Source organism: Neptuniibacter sp. SY11_33 (genome assembly GCF_047778025.1).
In the GTDB taxonomy this organism is placed as follows: Bacteria; Pseudomonadota; Gammaproteobacteria; order Pseudomonadales; family Balneatricaceae; genus Neptuniibacter.
In genome coordinates this window covers 2493009-2516416 of sequence record NZ_CP180543.1, presented here as the reverse complement: position 1 = coordinate 2516416, position 23408 = coordinate 2493009, and the positions used below count along the sequence as shown (strand labels likewise).

At 46.2% G+C, this 23408-nt stretch carries 18 protein-coding genes, 1 tRNA gene and 1 other RNA gene; 18 read left to right on the top strand and 2 right to left on the bottom strand.

All coding sequences use genetic code 11. From position 1 onward, the window contains the following. Window positions 1-225 precede the first annotated feature (225 nt). Window positions 226-1467 (top strand): cell division protein FtsA, encoded by a 1242-nt coding sequence (gene ftsA, locus ACMXYV_RS11870; protein WP_415888696.1) that lies wholly within the window; start codon window positions 226-228, stop codon window positions 1465-1467. A gap of 81 nt (window positions 1468-1548) precedes the next feature. Continuing rightward, window positions 1549-2769: a cell division protein FtsZ gene (gene ftsZ, locus ACMXYV_RS11865; RefSeq protein WP_415888695.1), complete on the top strand. Its 1221-nt coding sequence runs from the start codon at window positions 1549-1551 to the stop codon at window positions 2767-2769. 68 nt (window positions 2770-2837) lie between these two features. On the opposite strand, the gene ACMXYV_RS11860 is transcribed toward ftsZ, so the two are convergent. Further along, window positions 2838-4085, bottom strand: coding sequence for a GGDEF domain-containing protein (locus ACMXYV_RS11860; protein ID WP_415888694.1), 1248 nt, complete (start codon window positions 4083-4085; stop codon window positions 2838-2840). A 225-nt stretch (window positions 4086-4310) separates the two neighbouring features. On the opposite strand from ACMXYV_RS11860, the gene ACMXYV_RS11855 reads away from it, so the two are divergent. Both ACMXYV_RS11855 and ACMXYV_RS11850 read left to right on the top strand, forming a co-directional pair. Further along, a tRNA-Ser gene (locus tag ACMXYV_RS11855) sits at window positions 4311-4398 on the top strand. A gap of 41 nt (window positions 4399-4439) precedes the next feature. Then, a non-coding RNA gene (locus ACMXYV_RS11850) (RtT sRNA) lies at window positions 4440-4561 on the top strand. A 253-nt stretch (window positions 4562-4814) separates the two neighbouring features. On the opposite strand, the gene ACMXYV_RS11845 is transcribed toward ACMXYV_RS11850, so the two are convergent. Further along, complete coding sequence (locus tag ACMXYV_RS11845; RefSeq protein WP_415888693.1) at window positions 4815-6857, bottom strand: hypothetical protein; 2043 nt, start codon at window positions 6855-6857, stop codon at window positions 4815-4817. A gap of 506 nt (window positions 6858-7363) precedes the next feature. Here ACMXYV_RS11845 and ACMXYV_RS11840 point away from each other — a divergent pair. The 14 genes from ACMXYV_RS11840 to ACMXYV_RS11775 all read left to right on the top strand — a co-directional run bounded on the left by ACMXYV_RS11840 (window position 7364) and on the right by ACMXYV_RS11775 (window position 23396). Next, window positions 7364-10702: an ATP-binding protein gene (locus ACMXYV_RS11840; protein ID WP_415888692.1), complete on the top strand. Its 3339-nt coding sequence runs from the start codon at window positions 7364-7366 to the stop codon at window positions 10700-10702. Next, complete coding sequence (locus ACMXYV_RS11835) at window positions 10699-11613, top strand: response regulator (RefSeq protein WP_415888691.1); 915 nt, start codon at window positions 10699-10701, stop codon at window positions 11611-11613. Before ACMXYV_RS11840 ends, ACMXYV_RS11835 begins: the two co-directional genes overlap by 4 nt. A gap of 363 nt (window positions 11614-11976) precedes the next feature. After that, the gene (rsgA, locus tag ACMXYV_RS11830) at window positions 11977-13047 is read left to right on the top strand and encodes a ribosome small subunit-dependent GTPase A (protein ID WP_415888690.1); all 1071 of its coding nucleotides are present in this window, start codon (window positions 11977-11979) and stop codon (window positions 13045-13047) included. Window positions 13048-13261: 214 nt separating this feature from the next. Further along, the gene (gene urtA / locus ACMXYV_RS11825; RefSeq protein ID WP_415888689.1) at window positions 13262-14545 is read left to right on the top strand and encodes an urea ABC transporter substrate-binding protein; all 1284 of its coding nucleotides are present in this window, start codon (window positions 13262-13264) and stop codon (window positions 14543-14545) included. 178 nt (window positions 14546-14723) lie between these two features. Next, window positions 14724-16334, top strand: a complete 1611-nt coding sequence (gene urtB, locus ACMXYV_RS11820) for an urea ABC transporter permease subunit UrtB (RefSeq protein WP_415888688.1) — start codon at window positions 14724-14726, stop codon at window positions 16332-16334. Continuing rightward, window positions 16331-17476, top strand: a complete 1146-nt coding sequence (gene urtC, locus ACMXYV_RS11815) for an urea ABC transporter permease subunit UrtC (RefSeq protein WP_415888687.1) — start codon at window positions 16331-16333, stop codon at window positions 17474-17476. The genes urtB and urtC overlap by 4 nt, the downstream gene beginning before the upstream one ends. Further along, window positions 17473-18306 carry an urea ABC transporter ATP-binding protein UrtD gene (gene urtD, locus ACMXYV_RS11810; protein WP_415888686.1) on the top strand — a complete coding sequence of 278 codons (834 nt, stop codon included), beginning with the start codon at window positions 17473-17475 and terminating at the stop codon, window positions 18304-18306. Before urtC ends, urtD begins: the two co-directional genes overlap by 4 nt. Next, window positions 18303-18998, top strand: coding sequence for an urea ABC transporter ATP-binding subunit UrtE (urtE, locus tag ACMXYV_RS11805; protein WP_415888685.1), 696 nt, complete (start codon window positions 18303-18305; stop codon window positions 18996-18998). Before urtD ends, urtE begins: the two co-directional genes overlap by 4 nt. 11 nt (window positions 18999-19009) lie before the next feature. After that, the gene (locus tag ACMXYV_RS11800; protein WP_415888684.1) at window positions 19010-19909 is read left to right on the top strand and encodes an urease accessory protein UreD; all 900 of its coding nucleotides are present in this window, start codon (window positions 19010-19012) and stop codon (window positions 19907-19909) included. Between the two features lie 11 nt (window positions 19910-19920). Next, window positions 19921-20223, top strand: a complete 303-nt coding sequence (locus tag ACMXYV_RS11795) for an urease subunit gamma (protein ID WP_415888683.1) — start codon at window positions 19921-19923, stop codon at window positions 20221-20223. A gap of 10 nt (window positions 20224-20233) precedes the next feature. Further along, complete coding sequence (locus ACMXYV_RS11790; protein WP_415888682.1) at window positions 20234-20557, top strand: urease subunit beta; 324 nt, start codon at window positions 20234-20236, stop codon at window positions 20555-20557. Then, on the top strand, window positions 20557-22263 hold the full coding sequence (gene ureC / locus ACMXYV_RS11785; RefSeq protein WP_415888681.1) for an urease subunit alpha: 1707 nt from the start codon (window positions 20557-20559) through the stop codon (window positions 22261-22263). The genes ACMXYV_RS11790 and ureC overlap by 1 nt, the downstream gene beginning before the upstream one ends. Before the next feature lie 22 nt (window positions 22264-22285). Continuing rightward, window positions 22286-22729, top strand: coding sequence for an urease accessory protein UreE (gene ureE, locus ACMXYV_RS11780; protein WP_415888680.1), 444 nt, complete (start codon window positions 22286-22288; stop codon window positions 22727-22729). Beyond that, on the top strand, window positions 22710-23396 hold the full coding sequence (locus ACMXYV_RS11775) for an urease accessory protein UreF (protein ID WP_415888679.1): 687 nt from the start codon (window positions 22710-22712) through the stop codon (window positions 23394-23396). The genes ureE and ACMXYV_RS11775 overlap by 20 nt, the downstream gene beginning before the upstream one ends. Window positions 23397-23408 lie beyond the last annotated feature (12 nt).

The following is a 23408-nucleotide window of genomic DNA, read 5'->3' as shown; positions in this document are numbered from 1 at the left end:
CCTGATGCTGGAGTGAGTGAGCGTAGTTGTTTGAAATTTATAGGAAAATTTTTCTCAACAATTTCCGGAAGGTGCCGATAAGAAAAGATAGTGTTTTTTTATGAATTGATTTTACTAGCAAATAAACTTTCAGAATTTAAAAAAATTCATCGAAAAAAGGTTGGTTTGTTTTTAGTTATAAGTAAAATTAAGGTTGCTTGAAATAATATTGTTGGCACTGAATATATGACTGCTCACTCTAATATGATCGTTGCGCTAGATATTGGGACTTCCAAGGTGGTTTGCCTTGTGGGAGAGATCAATATCGACGGTTCAATCGATATTGTTGGTATTGGTTCACATCCGTCTCGCGGCCTTAAGAAGGGCGTGGTGGTGAACATTGAATCAACAGTGAGTTCTATCCAGCGTGCAGTAGAAGAAGCTGAGTTAATGGCAGGGTGCAAAGTTCACTCTGTAACAGCGGGTATCGCCGGTAGTCATATCAATAGCCTTAACTCTCACGGTATTGTGGCTGTTCGTGACCGTGAAGTGACAGATTACGATCTTGATCGCGTAATCGATGCTGCCCGTGCAGTAGCGATTCCAGCTGATCAGAAGATTCTGCATATCTTGCCGCAAGAATATGAAATCGATAATTCCGAAGGTATTCGTGAACCTTTAGGAATGTCGGGCGTACGTCTAGAAGCCAAAGTTCACCTAGTTACAGGTTCGGTGAATGCTGCTCAGAATATTGAGAAGTGTGTACGTCGTTGTGGCTTGGACGTTGATAATTTAGTGCTAGAACAGTTGGCTTCTAGCTATTCCGTTTTGACGGAAGATGAAAAAGAACTTGGCGTATGTATGGTCGATATCGGTGGTGGTACTTCCGATATTTCGATCTTTACAGGTGGTGCGATTCGTCATACTGCAGTGATCCCTATTGCGGGTGATCAGGTGACTAATGATATCGCGATGGCTTTACGTACACCTATGCAACACGCGGAAGAGATAAAGATTAAATATGCTTGTGCTTTAGCGCAGCTAGCAGGTCCTGATGAAACCATCATGGTGCCTGGTGTCGGTGATCGTCCAGCGCGTACATTGTCGCGTCAGGCGCTCGCTGAAGTTGTTGAGCCGCGTTATGAAGAGCTTTTCAATTTAGTACAAGCAGAGTTACGTCGCAGCGGTTTTGAAGATCTGGTTGCGGCGGGCATCGTGTTAACTGGCGGTACTTCCAAAATGGAAGGCGCGGTTGAGTTAGCAGAGGAAATTTTCCACATGCCGGTTCGTCTGGCATCACCGCATGGTGTTCGTGGAATGGAAGATATTTTAGGTAACCCAATTTTTGCTACAGGTATGGGGTTACTTCAGTACGCGCATGAAGATCAGGGCGGCGAGCCTGCACAACCTGAGGTTGCAGAGATCGAACTGGTCGAGCAAGCAAGCGTACTAAGCAAGATGAAGACGTGGTTTCAGGGCAATTTCTGATACCAGTCAAAGGCTAATTGGAATAGAAAATAACTAAGCGCTGTTCAATTATAAAAGCGCATAATCTGGAAGGAGATCGGTATGTTTGAGTTAGCGGATAGCATTCCTCAAAGCGCCGTAATTAAAGTTGTAGGTGTCGGCGGTGGCGGCGGTAACGCTGTTCAGCACATGGTTAGCTCTGCAGTAGATGGTGTTGAGTTTATCTGTGCAAACACAGATGCCCAAGCTTTGGATAACATGCATTCTAAAACAGTTATCCAGATCGGTGGCGAACTAACAAAAGGTCTTGGTGCGGGTGCAAACCCAGAAGTTGGCCGTCAGGCTGCACTTGAAGATCGCGAGCGTTTAGCTGAAATGCTAGATGGTGCGGACATGGTATTTATCACGGCTGGTATGGGCGGTGGTACAGGTACTGGTGCAGCGCCAATCGTAGCTGAAGTTGCGCGTAGCCTAGGTATTTTAACAGTTGCTGTAGTAACTAAGCCGTTTTCATTTGAAGGTCGTAAGCGCCTTAAAATTGCGGACGAAGGTATACAGGAACTGAAAGAGAATGTTGATTCATTGATCATCATTCCTAATGAAAAGTTACTTCCAGTACTGGGTAAGAACACCAGTCTGATTAATGCTTTCAATACATGTAACGATGTATTGAAAGGCGCGGTGCAAGGTATCGCTGATCTGATTATCCGTCCGGGTATGATCAACGTCGACTTTGCAGATGTACGCACCGTTATGTCTGAAATGGGCATGGCGATGATGGGTAGCGGTAGTGGCCGTGGCGAAGACCGTGCGACTGAAGCGACGGAAGCTGCGATTAATAGTCCTTTGCTAGAAGACGTAGACCTGAAGGGGGCGAGTGGTATTTTGGTAAATATCACCGCTGGTCTTGATCTGAGCTTAGGCGAGTTCTCGGAAGTGGGTAACATCGTTGAAGAGTATGCTTCCGAGAACGCCACTATCGTTGTAGGTACTGTTATTGATCCAGAGCTTACAGATGAGCTTACAGTAACAGTGGTTGCAACAGGCTTGGGGCGAGCGGAGCAGCAGCATGTAGAAGTTGTTAACACAGGCACAGGTCGTGCTTCTGCTGTTGCAACAGCTGCGGGCGCTGCGTCTGATTTCGATCAGCTAGAGTTGCCAGCAGTAATGCGAACTGCTCGTGATTCCCAGCCAAAAGAACGTGCTCAACCGGTAGAGATTCACCGCGAAGTAGAATCTGAACAGCCAGTTATGCAAAAGACTGGTACTGACGACATGGAATTTCTAGACATTCCTGCATTCCTACGTCGTCAAGCTGACTAATTAAACATCTTATACCTTCCAGGTATTACTTGGCCCGGTTTCTGATAACCGGGCCTTTTTTATCTCAGCTATTTCTGTTTTCTGCGTTGTTTGTCGGAATACATTCTTTCATCTGCAATCTGTAATAGATCTTTTGCTTCATCAGTATCGGACTCGCTTGGGTATTCAACGCTTCCGTAGCTAAACTTCGCGATGATTCCTTGGCCTTTATAGTGATAAGGGCTGCTGTGTGCGATCTCTTCTATACGCTGAATGAGCTCACTCGCTACATCCTGCGAACTGTCTGGTAACAGGATGATGAATTCATCACCTCCATACCGAATGACCTTGTCTGTTGTGCGCAGGTTCTCTGACAGAATCTGGCAGAAGTGAATTAGTATGCAATCGCCGGCATGATGACCAAATACATCATTGATCTGCTTAAAGCCATTCATATCAATCATGCTGATGGTTAAAGGCCTGTTTTGTCGGTCGGCCCTAGATCTCTCTTCATCGAGTAATCGTTCTAACTGATGACGGCTGTAGGTCCCTGTTAACTTATCGTAGATAGATAGCTCTTCTACTTGTTGAAATGCAGTCTGTAATAACGCTTGTTGCGAGTTAAAAGAGTGCTCAATGTTATTAATCTCTTGCAGTTCAGAATCTAGCGCTAACTTTTCATTAAGGTTGTGGTGGCCCTCAGTATCTTTCAGCTTTCTCTCCAAGCGTTTCAGCGGTTGAACTATATGGGCAAAAAGATCGCGAGAGAGGAATAGGTATGAGGAGATAACGGTAATAGAGAAGACGAGAAATAGCCCCATGAGTACTTCACTTACAGGAAGGCGGACTCTGTGTGCGGGAAAGGTCACGTCCAGCACACCGGCTATATCACCTAGCTTAGCTTCGGTATGGCAGGCCAAGCATTCCTGTTTGAATCTGAAAGCATGGTAATAATGGATCTTATCCAGTGACTCGATCTGAGTAGCATCTTGTTTAGAATCTATTAACTGACTTATCTCTTCAGTTATAGCTCGATCACCACCAAACTGTCGCTGAACGGCTACTCCGCGATACATGCTGTAGGTGATATCGGGTGCGTCCTCATTTAAAGAGTCAATTAGCTGATTAACTTCCTCATAACTGGTGCCTTGATTCATTGCTTGGCGTAGGTCTTTGAACACTAACTGCCCAAGATATTGACCCTCTTGCCGAAGATCCTTCTCAATAGAGAGAAAGATCAATGCAAATATGATCATGGCTGCAAATAAGCAGCTAATCAAAGCAGCTCGATAGAGGGAGTTAAATAGTGTGCTTTTAAGGTCAGTAATAGGCCGCATTGTAGATTTTATATTTATAATTTTTTATTTTTGAACGTTTAGTTTACTCACCGTTGCTCAGTGTACAACCAGTAAAGCGAGGCTGTTTGTTGATCCTTTGATATTTGTAGTATGAATTACTGAAATTGTTTGTCTTTTTTAACCAAACCGCTTGCGGTCAGTCAGTGCTGTGATACAATTCGCGCCGCATTGGTGTTGAGCATCTCAGCTCCACAAATGCAGGATGGTCAGGTGTCCGAGTGGCCGAAGGAGCACGCCTGGAAAGTGTGTATACGGAAACGTATCGAGGGTTCGAATCCCTCCCTGACCGCCATCTATTAAAACAAAAAAGCCTCGCTTAACCGCGGGGCTTTTTTGTATCTACAGTTCAGAGGGATGAGAACCCGAGAAGAGGGTTTGAGCCGAGCGCAGCGAGACAACGTGGGAGCTTGCGACCACGGCCCTGAAGGGGTGAAATAATCCCTCCCTGACCGCCATCTATTAAAACAAAAAAGCCTCGCTTAACCGCGGGGCTTTTTTGTATCTACAGTTCAGAGGGATGAGAACCCGAGAAGAGGGTTTGAGCTGAGCGAAGAGAGACAGCGTGGGAGCTTGCGACCACGGCCCCGAAGGGGTGAAATAATCCCTCCCTGACCGCCATCTATTAAAACAAAACTGCCTCGCTTAACCGCAAGGTTTTTTGTATCTACTGCCCCACCCTGTAATAGGTTCAGCACTTTTATATCTCAATCAGTTCACTTTTTCCGGATCTACATAAATTAATGCGATCACAGAATTTTCATAATCACCTGTAGTTTTGTATTCCCTGTAGCCTAAAGAGGCGGTCGCACCGAGTAGCAATTGACGTTTTTCGAGCGTTACAACTCCTTGGAAGCTTTTGCCTTTGTCTAGCTGACTTACACTTCTGGGTAAATCGATCTGATTACCAACATTAAAATCGTTGCTTGTGGAGCTGATGACTAAGCCATCAGGTGTTACGAATAAGCCGCCAGCTCCTTTAATTGGATTTCCTTGGCTATTTCGAGGAAGGGCTGACTCCAGCATTGCCTTAAATTCAGGCTCTGAATCAAATACTACTCCAACACCAGCTTCAGGTTGCCCTGAGCTTTTACGGATGGCAGCGCTGTAAATATAGGTATACCGATCTGAGTATTCTGGAGTAACACCGAACTCAGAAACGACATATTCTTGTGGGTTGGATAGCTTTTTGGTTGAAGAAATGAGGTTTCTATCGGTCAGTGTTGTGCCAGCTAGAGAATTTTTATCTGTATCCCGAGAGCAAGCGATGATTTTTCCATCCAAACCGAACACTATGATGTTTGTGTAAACCGTGTACAAACTATTTATGTAGTTTAGGGTTTTTTCGAGCCTTTTTTTTGCACTCAAATCATTGCTTGCCGCTTTTTCGAATTCTTCTGCAAAGGTAGGTGTCAAAGCCCACCAGCGACAATCATTAGCGCGTTCATAAAGATTACGGTCCATGATATCTATCGCTAAACCTGAGTATAAGCGACAGTCAGAAAGCACAGCGTCCATCACCGTCTGGCTGAGCATGCCTATAGAGTCCGAGATGATACTGGTCATCTCATTTCCGACATCTTGGATTTTTTCCAGAATAGGTACAAAGGTTCTTACTTCAAGCCTCGCTGCTAGGCTTTTGCCATTGATTGTCACGATCCGCAATTGGCGGTTGATGTTATGGGATTCTTGATATATTTGGCTTAGGTCAGGTGATAACACCAAACCCTCGTTGCAATCACTTTGACGTTTCTTTTGTAAGGGCATATCCATGGCATGACTTACAGGCATTAAAGCTGTAGCAGTCCAGTCCAGCCCCATATAACCTTGGTAGCCTGTGGAACATAAAGAAATGGTTAGATATTCCTTATTGTTAATAATTAGTGGGTTGCTTATCGTTCCATCGCGCTTCTCTTTCCTGTCACCCACTGCGAGCAATTCAGGTGAACTGGTGGATAGCACCGTATTTTTATGATCTGTGAGAACTAATGAAATAGACTTGCCATCTTTCAACATCTGTTGATAAATCCGGGTTAATTCGTCCTCAAACCGGAAAAACATCACTAAATAACCTAAATGTTCCCGGCATTCACTCCGACCTGACACAACAGGGCTGGCAAATATATGGCTTTCAAAGCGATCGGGGAAAAAACTACTGTAGCCGTAGTATTCGAAATAGTCTTCTGCCTTATCTATCTGTTCGAGTAGATTATGGTCTGTGGTCTGAATCTCATTGTCGGGATTAAGTTGGGCTTTAATGTTTCCGTCTGTATCAAGAATTAATATCTCATCGTAGACACTATATTTCTCGACGTAGGCTTGTAATCTCTGGCTCATCATTTTCTCAGAAATATTAATGCCTTTGAGATAATCCTCCACGGTTTCATCAACTGCAAGAAAGCCTACATCAGCCGTCCTTTCAAAAAGGTTTCGAACCAGAATGTCGATTGTATTTTGAGCCAAAAAAGACAATTCACTTGTAGTCTTGGCAGCCGTTTCTCCAATTAAGCTCTGTAACAAGCGTCCTTGTAATGACGTGAAGTTGTTACGAATCTCACGCATAGACTCTAATAACGGCGTCCCATAGCCTTGTAAGAGGTCTTGGTTTATTGAGCCAATCGTTGAAATGGAATCCCAATATCTATTTAGTTTACTTAGGTCCTCATCGAAATTTTGATAATGTTTGCAATACTTGAGTAAGCGTCGATAGTTTGTTACTTCACATGATGATGTGGACTGCTCAACCGTAGACATCCAACTTGATCCAAAAGTTTGAGTGATAAAAAGTCTTTGAGTATCAAGATGTATGCCAAAGAAGGTTGCTGTTACTACTGTGTAGTTTAAGGAAGTAGATAAAGGGATCTAAAGGCGCTTGAGCATCACCTATTTAGAACAAAACTGCCTCGCTTAACCGCGGGGCTTTTTTTGTGTCTGCAGTTATCTCCACCAAAATTAATCCTTTGATGTGCACTCCCGGTAATTTGGCATAAAGCATGCTCTATAAAATGAGACTAATCGTTGTTTTTGCCTAGGGTTTTCGTAAATGGCCTGAATATGGGGCATGAAAATCAATTATGTAAGTTGAGTGTGCGTACTTATGCACTGCTCTGGTGCTTTATTGTCTGTTTTGGTGCAAGTGAGAGGAGTGGATGAGTGCCAGTCAAAGGATCCTAAAAGAGAGGCGACACTACAATAAGTGGGTGGCTAATCAAACCTTGGAGGATTATGCCCTGCGGTTTACTGCTGTAGGTGGTAGGCATATGAGTATCTCCAAGGTGGGAATGACAGCCTTGGGAGCCACATCTTTTTTAGCCTTAGAAGGGTTGGCTGCAGCAGTTACTTTAAGTTATGGCTTCATAAACGCTTTGTGGGCGATGCTGGCCGTTTGCTTGGTATTGTTTATAACCGGTTTCCCTATTGCATACCACTGTGCAAAAAACGGCTTAGATATTGACCTCCTAACCAGAGGGGCGGGATTTGGTTATCTTGGTTCTACAATCACATCGCTGATATATGCCTCTTTCACCTTTATCTTCTTTGCGATAGAAGCGGCTATTCTAGCCTCAGCTCTTAACGCCCTTATGGGCATCCCTTTGTTTATTGGTTATATCATCTGTGCAGTGGCGGTTATCCCTATAGTGACTCATGGCATTACCGCGATTAGTAAATTTCAGCTAGGCACACAGTTTGTTTGGTTGTTGCTGCAAGTTTCGGCTGTGGTTGTAGTACTGACTTATGAGTTTGATCAACTTGGGGGGTGGACAAATTATACGGTCCCGGATCTGCCTCAGAGTGGGGGATTTGATCTGGCTTTATTTGGAGCTGCAGTTTCGGTATTAATTGCACTCGTTGCCCAGATAGGGGAGCAGGCTGATTATCTGCGTTTTATGCCGCCGAAAACCAAAGCTAACCAGAAGTCTTGGTGGCTTTGGGTAATATTCTCTGGCCCTGGTTGGGTTTGGGTGGGTTTGATCAAAATGTTATTGGGATCGTTTCTAGCTTACTTAGCTATTTCGCAATTGATTCCTTTTGAACAAGCAGTTGATCCTACCTATATGTATCAGCGGGTGTTTCAGGATCTGACGCAATCTCCTGCCTTGTCTCTGATTCTGGCAGCTGTGATGGTTATTCTCTGTCAGATGAAAATCAATGTAACGAATGCTTATGCAGGTTCAATCGCTTGGTCTAACTTTTTCTCACGTCTGACGCATAGTCACCCGGGGCGGGTCGTTTGGTTAGTTTTTAACGTCGCTATAGCTCTCTTGCTTATGGAGCTGGGTATCTATCAGGCGCTGGAAGCGATCCTTGGAACGTTTGCCATTTTAGCTTTAGCTTGGTTAGGCTCACTTTCGGCAGACCTACTCATTAACCGCCCATTGGGTTTAAGCCCGAAGCAGATTGAGTTTAAAAGGGCGCATCTATATGACATTAACCCTGTCGGTGTAGGCTCAATGCTGATCTCCACTGTGGTGGGTTTTCTGGCATTTCTTGGTGTATTTGGGGATGAAGCAAAGCACCTTTGCCATTTTGTAACGCTGCTCAGCTGTTTAATTTGTGTCCCTGTTATTGCTGCAGTGACTAAAGGGCGATACTACTTGGCCCGTGAAGCAACTGAACTTACAGCAGATAATGTTTGTGGTCATAGCCACAAATTGATCCATCCCGCGGCTAATGCAACCGTGCAGTGTGGCATCTGCGAGAATCACTTTGAAATGCCGGATATGACGTACTGCCCGGCTTATCAGCAGCCCATTTGCTCCCTGTGTTGCTCGTTGGATGTGCGGTGTCTGGATGCCTGTAAACCTAAAGCGGGTTTAGCACATAGCTTTTTGCGAGGGTTGTATCGTCATTTTCCTGCGAAATTTGTTCGTACGCTCTATTCGAGGCTAGGGCGGTTTATTGCTTTAGTTATTGGAGCAAACAGCCTTCTAGCGGGTCTGTTAATTCTGATTTTTAATCAGATGAATCCTGCCTCAGTGAGTGAGACTGAACTGTTACAGCAAGCCTTGATCACTTTGTTCGTAACCTTATTTATAAGCTCGGGGGTCATTGCCTGGCTATTCCTGCTCGCTCATGAGAGCCGTCTTACTGCCCAGAAAGAATCTAATCGTCAAAGTACCAAGCTAACCCGTGAAATTGATGCGCATGAGCAGACTGACCGCGAACTTCAGGAAGCAAAAGAGCACGCTGAAAGAGCTAACGAAGCTAAAAGCCGTTACCTCACGGGTATTAGTCACGAACTGCGAACTCCACTGCAATCGATATTAGGTTATGCGCAGCTACTTTCTGAAAAAGAGGGTGTGGAGCACGATCAGAAGCGAGGGCTCAAGATTATCCACCGCAGCGGTCAGTATCTTACCGACCTGATTGAAGGTTTATTGGATATATCTAAGATTGAAGCGGGGCGTTTGGATCTATTCCGAAACCAGGTTTACCTGCCTGAGCTAATTGATCAGATGGTTGAGATGTTCAAGGTCCAGGCAGATAAAAAATCACTGGTTTTAAATTATAAAGTGACAGGCCATTTACCTGATTACGTCATGACGGATGAAAAGCGCCTGCGTCAAATTTTGATCAATCTGTTATCAAATGCAGTTAAATACACGGCAAAAGGGCAGGTGGATTTTGAAATACGCTACAAAAACCAGGTTGCAGAAATTGTTGTTCGAGATACAGGGCCGGGTATAGATCAACAGAATCTGGAGCGTATCTTTCAGCCCTTTGAGCGGGTAAGGAACAGTTCAACGGCAAATTTGCCGGGAACAGGGCTGGGTCTAACCATTGTTAAGCTGCTTACCGAAATCATGGGTGGCGACCTGCAGGTTAAAAGCGAGCAGGGCAAGGGTAGTGAATTTAAGGTCAGCCTACTTTTGCCTTGGGTAGAGCAAAACCTATCTGAGGATTCTCAGCGTCGTCAGATCGTTGGTTATGAAGGTTTGCAAAGAACAGTCTTACTCGCTGATGATGATCCTATTCTCAGAGGTTTGCTATCGGATCTTCTTATCCCTCTCGGGTTTAATGTGGTAGAAGCTTATGATGGGGAAAATGCACTCGAATTGATAAGTTTTAACCGACCTGACCTTTACCTTCTTGATATATCAATGCCGTGTATCAGTGGATTGGAGCTGGCAGAAATGCTCCGTGACAGGGAGGTAACTGCCCCCATCATAATGCTATCAGCCAATGTCGAGGATGATAGCCAGAAGAGTATTTACCGTAATCACTACAACGATTATCTGGTTAAACCGGTCAATAACCATCAGCTTTTGGAAAGAATAGGCTTACATCTGGATATCAAATGGGTTTATAGAAGTGAAGCAAGTGACAAGGCAGTACGGCGAACATCTATAGATACAAAAAACTTAGGCGAATCACTTTCGTCTAGAGAGCTGTCTAGAGAGTTTCCTAACCAGCACGAATTGCTCCTCGAGCTGAAGGCTTATGCTGAGATGGGTTATCAGAAAGGTGTCAGTACCAGTCTTAAGCGTATTCAAGAGGAAGAGTTAGTGCCTGAGGATATTATTGTTGCGTTTAGGAACTTGAGTGATGGCTTTCAGTTGGAAAAGCTGGCAAAGCATATTGAGACGGGAAGCATATGAATATGAAAATCTCCAATGATATCGTCTTAGTTGTTGACGACTCGCCCGATGCGTTGAGTTTGATTAATGATGCGCTTGAAGATGCGGGGATGGATGTCCTAGTCGCACTAGAAGGTCGGCAAGCTTTAACTATAGCGAAACGAATACGCCCAGATATCATCTTGCTTGATGCGATCATGCCAAATATGGATGGTTTTGAAACCTGTGTGGCGCTGAAGGCTGATCCCTCTCTATCATCTATCCCAGTGATATTTATGACAGGGCTCACTGATACCTGTGATTTGGTAAGAGGTTTGGAAGCAGGGGGGGTCGATTACTTAACCAAGCCAATCAACCCCAGCGAATTGTTAGCTCGCATGAAAGTTCATCTCAATAATGCTCGTCAAACTACTAATGTTCAGAATGCGCTTGATAGTAGTGGTCAGTACCTGATGACTCTTAACTTTGCTGGCAGTGTACTCTGGGGATCTCCTCAAGCGCATGCGCAATTGGCTCGTGCGGGCATGGACGAGTCTTGGCTTAAAGCAGAGCTACCACCAAAGCTGATTCCTGTATTAGCTGAGCCGAACTTAAGCCAGAACAACATTAAATTGGAAAAGGATGAACAGAGCATAGAGCTGAAAGTACTCTCCCTTCAGGAGAATAATCAGATACTGGTCAGGCTTATCGATGGTGATCGCTTATCCGGTTCAGCATTGTTGAAAGATAAGCTGGAAATCACTGATCGAGAGTCAGAAGTGCTGCACTGGATAGCCAATGGTAAAACCAATCGAGATATTGCTGAGATCCTCGGTATGAGCCCACGAACCGTCAACAAACACCTGGAACAGTTATTTCCGAAACTTGGGGTTGAGAACCGTACTGCAGCAGCGGGAGTAGCGTTAAGGATTCTTGCAGTTGTAGATAGCTAGCTTTCATGTATGCATGAAAAGTTCTAAGAGTTACGTTCTATCCTGCGTGTAACTTCTAATATGTTATAAATGTCTAAGCATTCGATTAGGCCTATTGACTCCCGCCTCTAGTCTCCCGAGTAGAGTCCCTTTATAATCAAACTTCATTCCATAGAATTCAGCAGGGGGCGTTTGCATGATTGTTATCCGTGATTTACAGGCTTGGAGTAAGCAGAGTTAAACTATTCAGATTGTTCTTGTCAGAACATTAGTCTAATTCGCCTGTAATTACCCGGTCTGTAAGCCGGGGTTCACGAGAATCCCTATTTATGTGCATACTCGTTTTGTATGTGCGTTTTGCTATGCATTTTTTGGGATAACAACATGCAGATTAGTACCCTAATCGACTTAGGCTGGAACCACTTTTTTCAGTCTCAACTCACCCTTAATGAACTAGAAACACAGCTTCCTTTTCGCGTTATCGGTGTTCAGCGTAACTTGATTGACTGTATCGGTCTAGACGCTGAAAACCAGGCTCAACAGGTCCAGATATCAACTTATCACTGGCGTAATGATGAATCGGAAAATCATCCTACCGTAGGCGACTGGTTGATGCTTGATACGGATTTTCAGCCGCTTAAGTTACTTGAACGAAAAAGCCAGATTCAGCGTAAAGCGGCCGGCCATAGGGCTTATATCCAGATGATCGCGGCCAATCTGGATACCTTGTTTATTACCAGTTCCTGCAACGATGATTTTAATCTCAACCGTATCGAGCGTTATCTAGCGATTGCGGCTGAGACCAATATTCATGCTGTACTGGTTCTGACAAAAAAAGACTTGAGCACAGACCCATCGGAATATTTGGAGCAATTGCAACAGAGCCTTCCGTTACTTTTGGTGGAGCTGGTTAATGCGACTGATCCTGAGTCCGTTACTGTACTTAAATCTTGGATCGGTAATGGTCAAACGGTTGCGCTGGTTGGTTCATCCGGCGTGGGTAAATCAACCCTGACTAATATGCTTAAAGGTAAGAATGATCAGGATACTGCTGGTATTCGCGAAAGTGATAGCAAGGGAAGGCATACCACTACATCGCGGAGTTTACATCTGCTTCCCGATGGCGGTCTGCTTTTAGATACGCCGGGGATGCGGGAACTTCAGATTGTGGACAGTGAAGAGAGTATTCATGCCACCTTTGCTGATATCAGCGAGCTGGCGCAAAGCTGCCGGTTTGGTGATTGTAGCCACCATAATGAACCGGGCTGCGTTGTGATGGCTGAAGTCGAAACGGGCAAATTAGACCCGCGTCGGTTGCAGAACTACCAGAAGTTGTTGCTAGAACAGGCGCGTAATAATGAGTCGATTGCTCAGCGTCGTCAAAGTGATAGAGCTTTAGGTAAGTTCTATAAACAAGCAAAAATCAGTGCCAAACATTTTAAATCAAGGGGCTGAATTTAATCTTATCATAAGGTGATGACTGGGATACTTATCCCGAGTGATCACCGCCTCATGTGCGCAGATACGTCAAATGACGTACCTCTCTGCGTCAATCACCGAATACCTGTTTAAGTCTCCATTTAATAGTCTAACTGCAATGCGGAAATTTTTAGCGAACAGCTTCAAGTCTTCTGCTACACGACTAACAAAATGAAGGGAAGGGCAGGAAATGAAACTTAAATCGTTGGCAGTAGGTGTTGCACTTTCAATGGGTGCATCAGTAGTAAGCTTCAGCGCAATGGCGGCTGACACTATCAAAGTTGGTGTATTGCACTCGCTGTCAGGAACTATGGCAATTTCAGAAACGACCTTAAAAGACACTGTTCTGATGATGATCGAAGAACAGAACAAAAAAGGTGGGCTGTTGGGTAAAAAGCTTGAGCCTGTCGTGGTTGATCCTGCATCAAACTGGCCTCTGTTTGCTGAGAAAACTCGTGAGCTGCTGACGAAAGAAAAAGTAGACGTAATCTTCGGCTGCTGGACTTCAGTTTCCCGTAAATCTGTATTGCCTGTAATCGAAGAGTTGAACGGTTTAATGTTCTATCCGGTTCAGTATGAAGGCGAAGAATCTTCTAAAAACGTTTTCTACACTGGTGCGGCGCCAAACCAGCAGGCGGTTCCTGCCGTGGATTATTTGATGAATGAGCTAGGTGTGGAGCGTTGGGTTCTTGCAGGTACCGACTATGTATACCCACGTACTACCAACAAGATTCTCGAGTCCTACCTGAAGTCGAAAGGTGTAGCAGCAGAAGACATTATGATCAACTACACGCCGTTTGGTCATTCGGATTGGCAGTCGATTGTATCGGACGTGAAGAAGTTTGGTAGCACAGGTAAGAAAACTGCGGTGGTTTCTACCATTAACGGTGATGCAAACGTACCTTTCTACAAAGAGTTAGGTAACCAAGGTATCTCATCTGAAGATATCCCAGTTGTAGCTTTCTCTGTAGGCGAAGAAGAACTGTCCGGTATCGATACTAAGCCGTTGGTAGGTCACTTAGCAGCGTGGAATTATTTTCAGAGCGTTGATAGTGAAGCAAACGATGAATTTATTTCTAAGTGGAAAGCTCATACCAGCGAAGAGCGTGTAACCAACGATCCAATGGAAGCTACATATATCGGCTTCAATATGTGGGCAAATGCGGTTAAGCAAGCCGGTACGACTGAGGTTGATGCGGTTGGAGAGGCGATGATCGGCCAGGAAACACCAAACCTTACTGGCGGTATGGCAGTGATGAACAAAAACCACCACTTGAGTAAACCAGTGCTGATTGGTGAAATTCAGGGGGATGGCCAGTTTGAAGTAGTGTGGGAAACAGAAAGCATCGTTATGGGTGATGCATGGTCTGACTACCTACCGGGTTCTAAAGATCTGATCGCTGATTGGACCAAGCCAGTTAAGTGCGGTAACTACAATACCAAAACTAAAGCGTGTTCTGGTCAGAACTACTAAGGCTAGCTTAGATAGCAAGCGTATGGGGTTTACAGTTAATTTTTGATCGTTCTCTTAGCTGTAAGCTCCATTTTATCGGCTCCGATTAAACCTAGTTTAGCGGAGCCTCCCTATTCCTGATGTGCAGTTCCAACAAGAACAACTAACCGTGTGTTGCCATCGCTAAAGGAGAAAATACGTGAGACACCTGTTAGCCTTTTTGTGCTGCTATATTGCTGTGTTTTCTGTCTCCGTACAGGCCAAAGATCAGGCAATAACTGACCCGCAGACCCAGGCGCTGATTCAGCGGCTGGTAGAGGTCAAACTTTCAAAAACCCTTCCTGTACTAGAGCAGTTGGAAAAGCAGAGTGGCGCTGAATTGCTGCCATTGTTCCAGACTATGCTGAAAGGCAATCTTTACTTTGTTAAGGCAACCAATGAGGTTGTTGCGGCCGAGAAAAAGAGCGGTGAATACTTGGTTTCTGATCTGTTTAGCGGTGAATCGCTGGGCAGTATGACTAAGAAGCAGGTTAAAAAAATACGTGTAAATAACAAACTACGCGTGTTCCTGCGTCAGGCGATTGCACGCCTTCAGATTCAAAATCCTGATCCTGAAAAACGTCTGGTGGCGGTCAAGGCGCTGTTAGGTAATTTAAGTGATGACACCATTGCGACACTAAAATCGATTTACCCACGTGAGACTGATGTAGACGTTAAATCAACAATGGAACTGGCGTTTGCCCTTCACGATAGCAAAAGTGACAGTGCTGAAACTAGGCTTGCTGCAGTCACAGTTCTGAGTGGAAGTCTGGAAAACGAATCACGTAATGCGCTGGCGGCTATCTCGGAAAATGATAGCGATGACAAAGTAAAAGCCAGAGCTACTAAAGCACTGAAGAAGATCAACGAACGCATCGAATTCTACGATTTCGTTGATCAGCTGTTCTTTGGTTTAAGTCTGGGTTCGGTACTTCTGTTAGCAGCCATTGGTCTGGCGATCACCTTTGGTGTAATGGGTGTTATCAATATGGCTCACGGTGAGATGATCATGTTGGGTGCTTATACCACTTACGTGGTCCAGCTTCTGATGCCGAATCATATTGAATACTCGCTGATTGTTGCTGTTCCAGCTGCGTTTCTTGTTTCTGGCTTGATGGGTGTACTGATTGAACGTGGTGTAATTCGTTTCCTTCACGGTCGTCCTTTGGAAACATTGTTGGCGACATTTGGTATCAGTCTGATTCTGCAGCAGTTGGTGCGTACGGTCTTCTCACCGCTTAACCGTCAGGTGGAATCACCTCTGTGGATGAGTGGTTCCTTAGAGATCAATCCTGTTCTGAGCTTGACGCTGAATCGCCTTTATATTCTGGCTTTTGCCCTGCTGGTGTTTGGACTACTCCTACTGACGCTACGTAAAACATCATTGGGACTCAACGTGCGCGCCGTTTCGCAAAACCGCAGTATGGCCAAGGCTATGGGAATCCGAACCAACTGGGTCGACGCTATGACCTTTGGTTTAGGTTCTGGTATCGCTGGTATCGCCGGTGTGGCGTTGAGTCAGCTTACTAACGTAGGTCCAAACCTAGGTCAGTCTTACATCATCGACTCTTTTATGGTGGTGGTCTTTGGTGGCGTGGGTAACCTTTGGGGTACGCTGGTTGCTGCATTCTCGCTGGGTGTGGCGAATAAATTCCTTGAGCCGGTTACTGGCGCAGTACTGGCCAGTATTCTAGTGCTGGTATTTATCATCCTGTTTATTCAGAAAAAACCTAAGGGTCTGTTCCCACAGAAAGGGAGGGCTGCAGAATGAACCAGTTCATGCGTTTTACCCGTTTACATGGCGACAGCAAAGTCGCGCCATTTGTGGCAGTGTTGGTGATCCTGACCGCGCTGGCATCTCTGGGCAATCTACTAATGCCAGAAGATTCGATCTTCTATGTCAGCACTTACACCATCACGTTGTTAGGTAAATATCTCTGCTTTGCTATGTTGGCTTTAGCGGTAGATGTTATCTGGGGTTACTGCGGTATTCTCAGTCTCGGACATGGAGCTTTCTTTGCTCTGGGTGGTTATGCCATGGGCATGTACCTGATGCGTCAGATCGGCGATCGTGGCGTTTACGGTAACCCTGAACTGCCGGACTTTATGGTCTTCCTCAACTGGACCGAACTACCTTGGTTCTGGTACGGCTTTGACCAGTTCTGGTTTGCCATGTTGATGGTGCTGTTAGTACCGGGTCTGCTGGCATTTGTATTTGGTTGGTTGGCATTTCGTTCCCGTGTGACAGGTGTGTACCTGTCGATCATGACTCAGGCTCTAACTTACGCGCTGCTTCTAGCATTCTTCCGTAACGAGATGGGTTTTGGGGGTAACAACGGTCTGACCGACTTCAAAGATATTCTTGGCTTTGACCTGCAGTCGGATACCACCCGTGTTGCCTTGTTTGCAACGACAGCTTTCTTTCTTGGGCTGACCTTTATTATCAGCCATAAGATCCTTAAATCCCGCATGGGTAAAGTGATCGTGGCGATCCGGGATGGTGAAAGCCGTGCTCGTTTTATGGGCTATCGCACTGAGCGTTATAAGGTCTGGCTGTTTGTTTATTCTGCGATGATCGCGGGTATTGCCGGTGCGTTGTATGTACCGCAGGTGGGCATTATCAATCCAGGTGAATTCTCGCCGCTTAACTCCATCGAGATCGTAATCTGGGTGGCTGTAGGTGGTCGTGGAACCTTGATCGGTGCCATTGTGGGTGCTCTGCTTGTTAACTACGCCAAGACTAAATTTACCGCGATCATGCCGGACGGTTGGTTATTCGCGCTGGGGGCGATGTTTGTACTGGTGACCCTGTTCTTGCCACAAGGTTTGGTTGGGCTGTTTAACAAGGTGATCGGCAAAAAAGCCAAACGGGAAAGTAAAGGAACCACTGAAGCAGAGGAGGCGAGCGCATGAACGCATTAAACGATGTACGTGAGGTGATGCGTCGTGACCGTGTCTGGTCTTTCCTGCAGGAGGATCATAAAGAGGTCGATGTCTCTCACGATGTAATTTTGTATGTGGAGGGCCTGAACCTCAGCTTTGACGGCTTTAAAGCCCTGAATGATCTTAATCTCTACGTTAACGATGGCGAACTACGCTGTCTGATCGGAGCAAACGGTGCAGGTAAAACCACCCTGATGGATGTGATTACCGGTAAAACGACACCAGATAGTGGTTCGGTTTATTTCGGTCAGACACTCAATCTTTTACAGCACGATGAAGCAGATATCGCCAACTTAGGCATTGGCCGCAAGTTCCAGAAACCTACCGTATTCGAGGCGCATAGTGTTTTCGATAATCTGGAACTGTCTTTGAAACAACAAAAAGGTGTGATCTCGACGCTAATGGCACGCTTAAGCCCAAGTGAGATCGACCGTATTGATGAAGTATTAAAAATTATCGGTCTGACTGAGCAGCGCTTTATGCAGGCGGGAGCTCTCTCCCATGGTCAAAAACAGTGGCTGGAGATCGGTATGCTGCTGATGGCCGAGCCACGTTTGTTGCTGGTGGATGAACCGGTTGCCGGTATGACCGCACAGGAAACAGAACGTACCGCTGAACTGCTGACCTCATTAGCTGGTGATCATACCGTGATTGTGGTGGAGCACGACATGGAGTTTGTGCGAAGTATTGCCCGTACCGTAACGGTATTACACCAAGGCACTGTGCTAGCCGAGGGCACAATGGATCAGGTGCAGAACAACCCTGATGTGATCGAAGTTTATCTGGGGGAAGCGCCATGATTGAGATCTCAAAAGTAAACCAACGTTATGGCGGTACACAGATTCTTTGGGATCTGGACTTGGATATTAAACAGGGGTCTTGCACCTGCATTATGGGGCGTAACGGTGTTGGTAAAACTACGTTGCTGAAATGCCTGATGGGGTTGTTGCCGGTTGAAAGTGGCGAAATTTTACTTGATGGCAAATCTCTACAAAACAAACCTGCTGAGTTTCGAGCTCCGGCAGGTATAGGTTATGTGCCTCAGGGCCGTGATATTTTCCCGATGTTAACGGTGGAAGAAAACTTACGTATTGGTCTACCGATCCGCAAAGATAACGCTAAAGAGATCCCTGAGAAGATCTTTGAACTGTTCCCAGTATTAAAAGAGATGATGCATCGGCGAGGTGGAGACTTGTCTGGGGGCCAGCAACAGCAGCTAGCAATTGGGCGCGCGCTGGTAATCGAACCTAAGGTATTGATCCTTGATGAGCCTAATGAGGGTATACAGCCGAATATTGTACAGCAGATCGGTGATGTCATCCTCAAGCTGAATGAAGAAGAGGGTCTTACCGTTATTCTTGTGGAGCAAAAACTGGGATTTGCTCGTCGTGTTGGTAAAGAGTTCCGTCTGATGGAGAAAGGTCGTGTGGTAGCTAGTGATCAGATGGCAAACCTTAGCGAAGATCTGATCCGGCAATATCTGGCGGTGTAAAGGAGAAGTTTATGAACTCATTCACTTCACCGATTAAAGAACGTTCTGAATTTGACTCTTCAGTCGATACGAACAGCATCTGGAAGGCGCAGTTGGATCTGGGTTTGGTTAAAACTGAACGGGGTACGGTTTTACGCCACTGCAGTCATAAAGGGCCATTGTATGTGCAAAAGCCGTTTTATCCGGAGAGTCGTGAATTAGCACATCTATACCTACTCCATCCTCCGGGTGGCATGGTGTCTGGCGATGATTTGCGAATCAGTGTTACGACGCAAGATAAAGCTCAAGCACTCATTACCACGCCGGGTGCGGGGCGAGTTTATCGTGCCCGCCCAGATCGTCGTTTACAAAAGCAGCATATCCAGCTCAATGTTGAAGCCAACTCCACTCTGGAGTGGTTGCCGCTAGAAAACATTATATTCCCTGATGCCAACACCGAGCTCAGCATGGATATCCAGTTGGCTGAAGGAGCTTCTGTTATTGCATGGGAAATTACCTGCTTTGGGCTACCAGCTAGTGGCCAGCACTTTGACCGAGGTGAAGTCAGCCAGCAGATGCAGCTTAGCCGTGAAGGCCGTATCAAACTGCGTGAGCGTTTAAATCTTAATCCTAAAGCTAATTCCATGATGGCAAGTAAAGCTGGATTGGCAGGTCATTCGGTTAATGGATTGATGATTGCGGGGCCGTTTTTTGATGAAGCTGCTATAGGCGAATTGATCGGTCAGCTACGTGAGACTTGCGACGATAGTCAGTCACTCACCGCTGTCAGTCTTAACGATGAATTCTTACAAGTGCGCTATCTGGGAAATTGCTCAGAGCAGGCGCGTTTACTGTTTACCCAATGTTGGAAGTATATTCGGCCACAACTGATCGAACGCGAAGGTTGTGAACCAAGAATCTGGGCCACTTAAGAGAGAAAACGATGGAACTGTTACCAAGGGAAAAAGATAAGTTGCTGGTGTTTACCGCAGCGCTTTTGGCCGAGCGGCGCCTTAACCGTGGCCTGAAACTGAATTACCCGGAAGCCATGGCTTACATCACAATGGAGATTATTGAAGGAGCCCGTGATGGTAAGTCTGTTGCGGAGTTGATGAGTTATGGCAAAAACCTGCTTAGGGCTGATCAGGTGATGGACGGTGTCCCTGAACTGATCCACGAAGTGCAGGTTGAAGCTACGTTCCCAGATGGGACCAAACTGGTCACTGTACATAATCCAATTAGCTGAGGTAGTGAAGATGATTCCAGGGGAGATTCAGGCTGCCGAAGGCCGTATCGAATTAAATGCTGGTCGTAAAACCCAGCGCCTGCGTGTAGAAAATAGTGGTGATCGTCCGGTCCAGGTCGGTTCCCATTACCACTTTTATGAGGTGAATCCCGCGCTTAACTTTGATCGTGAAGCGACTAAAGGTTATCGCTTGAATATCGCATCCGGTACAGCGGTTCGTTTTGAACCGGGTCAGGGTCGAGAAGTGGAGTTGGTGGAGTACGCCGGTAGCAAAACTATTTATGGCTTCCGTGGTGATGTGATGGGGCCTGTTGCTGAAGAAGGAGGTGTGTAATGGCTGAGATGGAGCGTAGTAGTTATGCACAGATGTTCGGTCCGACGACAGGCGATCGTGTGCGCTTGGGTGATACTGAGCTATGGATTCAGGTAGAGAAAGATCACACCGTTTACGGTGATGAAGTGAAATTTGGCGGCGGCAAAGTAATTCGTGATGGCATGGGCCAAAGTCAGTGCACCAACGAAATAGCCATGGATCTGGTGATCACCAATGCTTTAATTCTGGATTATTGGGGAATAATTAAAGCTGATGTCGGTGTGAAAGAGGGGCGTATCGCCAAGATTGGTAAAGCCGGAAACCCGGATGTGCAGGATAACGTCGACATAGTGATTGGTCCCGGTACAGAAGTTATCGCCGGTGAAGGTTCTATCCTTACAGCGGGTGGTATTGATGCCCACATTCACTTTATCTGCCCTCAGCAGATTGAAGAAGCATTGATGTCTGGTGTTACAACTATGATTGGTGGTGGTACCGGGCCGGCTACCGGAACTAATGCGACAACCTGTACACCTGGTCCCTGGTATATGGGCAAAATGTTACAGGCGACCGATGATATGCCGATGAATTTAGGCTTCTTGGGTAAAGGTAACGCCAGTCTGCCGGATGCTTTGGAAGAACAGATCAATGCCGGCGCTTGTGGTCTTAAACTGCATGAAGACTGGGGCACCACGCCTGCTTCGATTGATTGCTGCCTTAGCGTGGCAGAGAAATACGATGTTCAGGTGGCAATCCACACAGACACCCTGAACGAATCTGGTTTTGTTGATGACACCATCGGTGCTTTTAAAAACCGTGTAATCCATACCTACCATACCGAAGGGGCGGGGGGGGGACATGCACCGGATATTATTCGTGCCTGTGCATATCCCAATGTGATGCCATCTTCAACTAACCCAACCCGTCCTTACACGCATAACACTGTGGACGAGCATCTGGATATGTTGATGGTTTGTCACCATCTGGATAGCAATATCCCTGAAGATGTCGCCTTTGCTGATTCCCGTATCCGTAAAGAGACGATTGCGGCGGAAGATATCTTCCACGACCGCGGTGCCTTCAGCATGATCTCCTCTGATTCTCAGGCGATGGGGCGTGTTGGTGAAGTAGTAACACGTACTTGGCAGACTGCGCACAAGATGAAAAGCCAGTTCGGTTTGTTGGATGAAGATAAAGAGATTGGGGCTGATAACTTCCGTGCTAAACGTTACATCGCCAAGTACACCATCAACCCGGCGATTACCCACGGTGTTTCCCATGAGATCGGTTCGATCGAAGAGGGAAAACTGGCTGATTTGGTGTTGTGGAAACCGGCCTTCTTTGGCGTTAAGCCTTCAATGATCATCAAAGGCGGAATGATTGCAGCTGCGCCTATGGGTGATCCTAATGCTTCGATCCCAACGCCACAGCCGGTGCACTATCGTCCGATGTTTGGTTCTTTCGGTGGTGCTCCTGCGAAAACCTCTGTGACCTTTGTCAGTCAGGCTGCGTTAGATAACAACGTTGGTGAAGAGCTGGGGCTGAAGCGCCGTTTAGTGGCTTGTAAAAACACCCGTAATATCACTAAGTCCGACATGATACTGAATGATTGGATGCCTGAAATTACTGTTGATCCGCAAACCTATGAGGTACGTGCGGATGGAGAATTACTGACCTGTGAACCGGCTGAAGAGCTGCCATTGGCACAGCTTTATACCTTGTTTTAAGAGAGGGGGTTAAGGAAACGTTATGTTGGAAGTTTATGAGCGTCTGGGAACCCACTGTCACGAACAGATCGACAGTGTCGTGGTACTGAATCATGAACAGCGTGATCGTGGTCGTTTGCGCCTGACCAGTGAAAACGGTGAAGAGGTACGTGTATTTTTGGATCGTGGTAAGCCGTTGCTGGTGGGTGAATATCTTAAAACCACCTGTGGTCGCTATGTGAAAGTGGAAGGCGCAGAAGAGGAGGTTGCTCACGCTTCTTGCGACGATTGGCACACCTTTGCTCGCGCCTGTTACCACTTGGGTAACCGTCATACCAAAATTGAAGTGGGTGAGCGTTGGTTACGCATCAAACCGGATCATGTTCTGGAAGAGATGCTGGTGCAGTTGGGCTTAGTGGTCAGTCACGAAGAAGCGGTTTTTGTCCCTGAATCTGGAGCTTACAGCCATGGACATCACCACCACTGATAGTAGCCTGATTCGGTTGTTACAGCTGAGTAGCGTTAGCCTGCCGGTAGGTGGCTATTCCTTCTCTCAAGGGCTGGAATACGCCATCGATTGCGGCTGGTTGCGCAAACAGGCTCAGGTCTACGACTGGCTAGAGATGCAACTTTTACACTCTGTGGCCCAGGTAGATCTACCGTTATTAAGACTGTTGATGCAGGCAGCGCAAGTGCAGGATACAGCTGAGATCCTGAGGCTGAATGATCTGATCCTAGCCTGCCGCGAAACCAAAGAACTGCGCTTAACCGATACCGCTATGGGCGAAGCTCTGGTACGTCTGCTGAACAGCCTAGAAGTGCCACAACCTTTTGAACACGGCCCTAAAGCCGAGGATGTTAGCTTTGTCTCTCTGTTTGCGATTGCAGCAGTAAATTGGGGGATAAATACAGAAACTGCCATGCTCGGGTTCAGCTGGGCATGGTTAGAAAATCAGGTTGCTGCAGCGACCAAACTTGTACCTTTAGGTCAGACACAATCACAGATTTTATTAGGTGAACTTCAGCCGGTGATCAGTGAAGCAATCAGTGCGGCTGAAACCATAGAAGAAGATCAGATCGGAGCAGGGCTGCCTGCATTAGCAATTGCCAGCGCTCTGCACGAACAACAGTATTCACGTTTATTCCGCTCATAAGATTATGTACTT

Bases quoted from the DNA above. Each gene is read 5' to 3' on its own strand.
- ftsA (WP_415888696.1), top strand. From the start codon at position 226: ATGACTGCTCACTCTAATATGATCGTTGCGCTAGATATTGGGACTTCC.
- ftsZ (WP_415888695.1), top strand. From the start codon at position 1,549: ATGTTTGAGTTAGCGGATAGCATTCCTCAAAGCGCCGTAATTAAAGTT.
- ACMXYV_RS11860 (WP_415888694.1), bottom strand. From the start codon at position 4,085: ATGCGGCCTATTACTGACCTTAAAAGCACACTATTTAACTCCCTCTAT.
- ACMXYV_RS11845 (WP_415888693.1), bottom strand. From the start codon at position 6,857: ATGTCTACGGTTGAGCAGTCCACATCATCATGTGAAGTAACAAACTAT.
- ACMXYV_RS11840 (WP_415888692.1), top strand. From the start codon at position 7,364: ATGAGTATCTCCAAGGTGGGAATGACAGCCTTGGGAGCCACATCTTTT.
- ACMXYV_RS11835 (WP_415888691.1), top strand. From the start codon at position 10,699: ATGAATATGAAAATCTCCAATGATATCGTCTTAGTTGTTGACGACTCG.
- rsgA (WP_415888690.1), top strand. From the start codon at position 11,977: ATGCAGATTAGTACCCTAATCGACTTAGGCTGGAACCACTTTTTTCAG.
- urtA (WP_415888689.1), top strand. From the start codon at position 13,262: ATGAAACTTAAATCGTTGGCAGTAGGTGTTGCACTTTCAATGGGTGCA.
- urtC (WP_415888687.1), top strand. From the start codon at position 16,331: ATGAACCAGTTCATGCGTTTTACCCGTTTACATGGCGACAGCAAAGTC.
- urtD (WP_415888686.1), top strand. From the start codon at position 17,473: ATGAACGCATTAAACGATGTACGTGAGGTGATGCGTCGTGACCGTGTC.
- urtE (WP_415888685.1), top strand. From the start codon at position 18,303: ATGATTGAGATCTCAAAAGTAAACCAACGTTATGGCGGTACACAGATT.
- ACMXYV_RS11800 (WP_415888684.1), top strand. From the start codon at position 19,010: ATGAACTCATTCACTTCACCGATTAAAGAACGTTCTGAATTTGACTCT.
- ACMXYV_RS11795 (WP_415888683.1), top strand. From the start codon at position 19,921: ATGGAACTGTTACCAAGGGAAAAAGATAAGTTGCTGGTGTTTACCGCA.
- ACMXYV_RS11790 (WP_415888682.1), top strand. From the start codon at position 20,234: ATGATTCCAGGGGAGATTCAGGCTGCCGAAGGCCGTATCGAATTAAAT.
- ureC (WP_415888681.1), top strand. From the start codon at position 20,557: ATGGCTGAGATGGAGCGTAGTAGTTATGCACAGATGTTCGGTCCGACG.
- ureE (WP_415888680.1), top strand. From the start codon at position 22,286: ATGTTGGAAGTTTATGAGCGTCTGGGAACCCACTGTCACGAACAGATC.
- ACMXYV_RS11775 (WP_415888679.1), top strand. From the start codon at position 22,710: ATGGACATCACCACCACTGATAGTAGCCTGATTCGGTTGTTACAGCTG.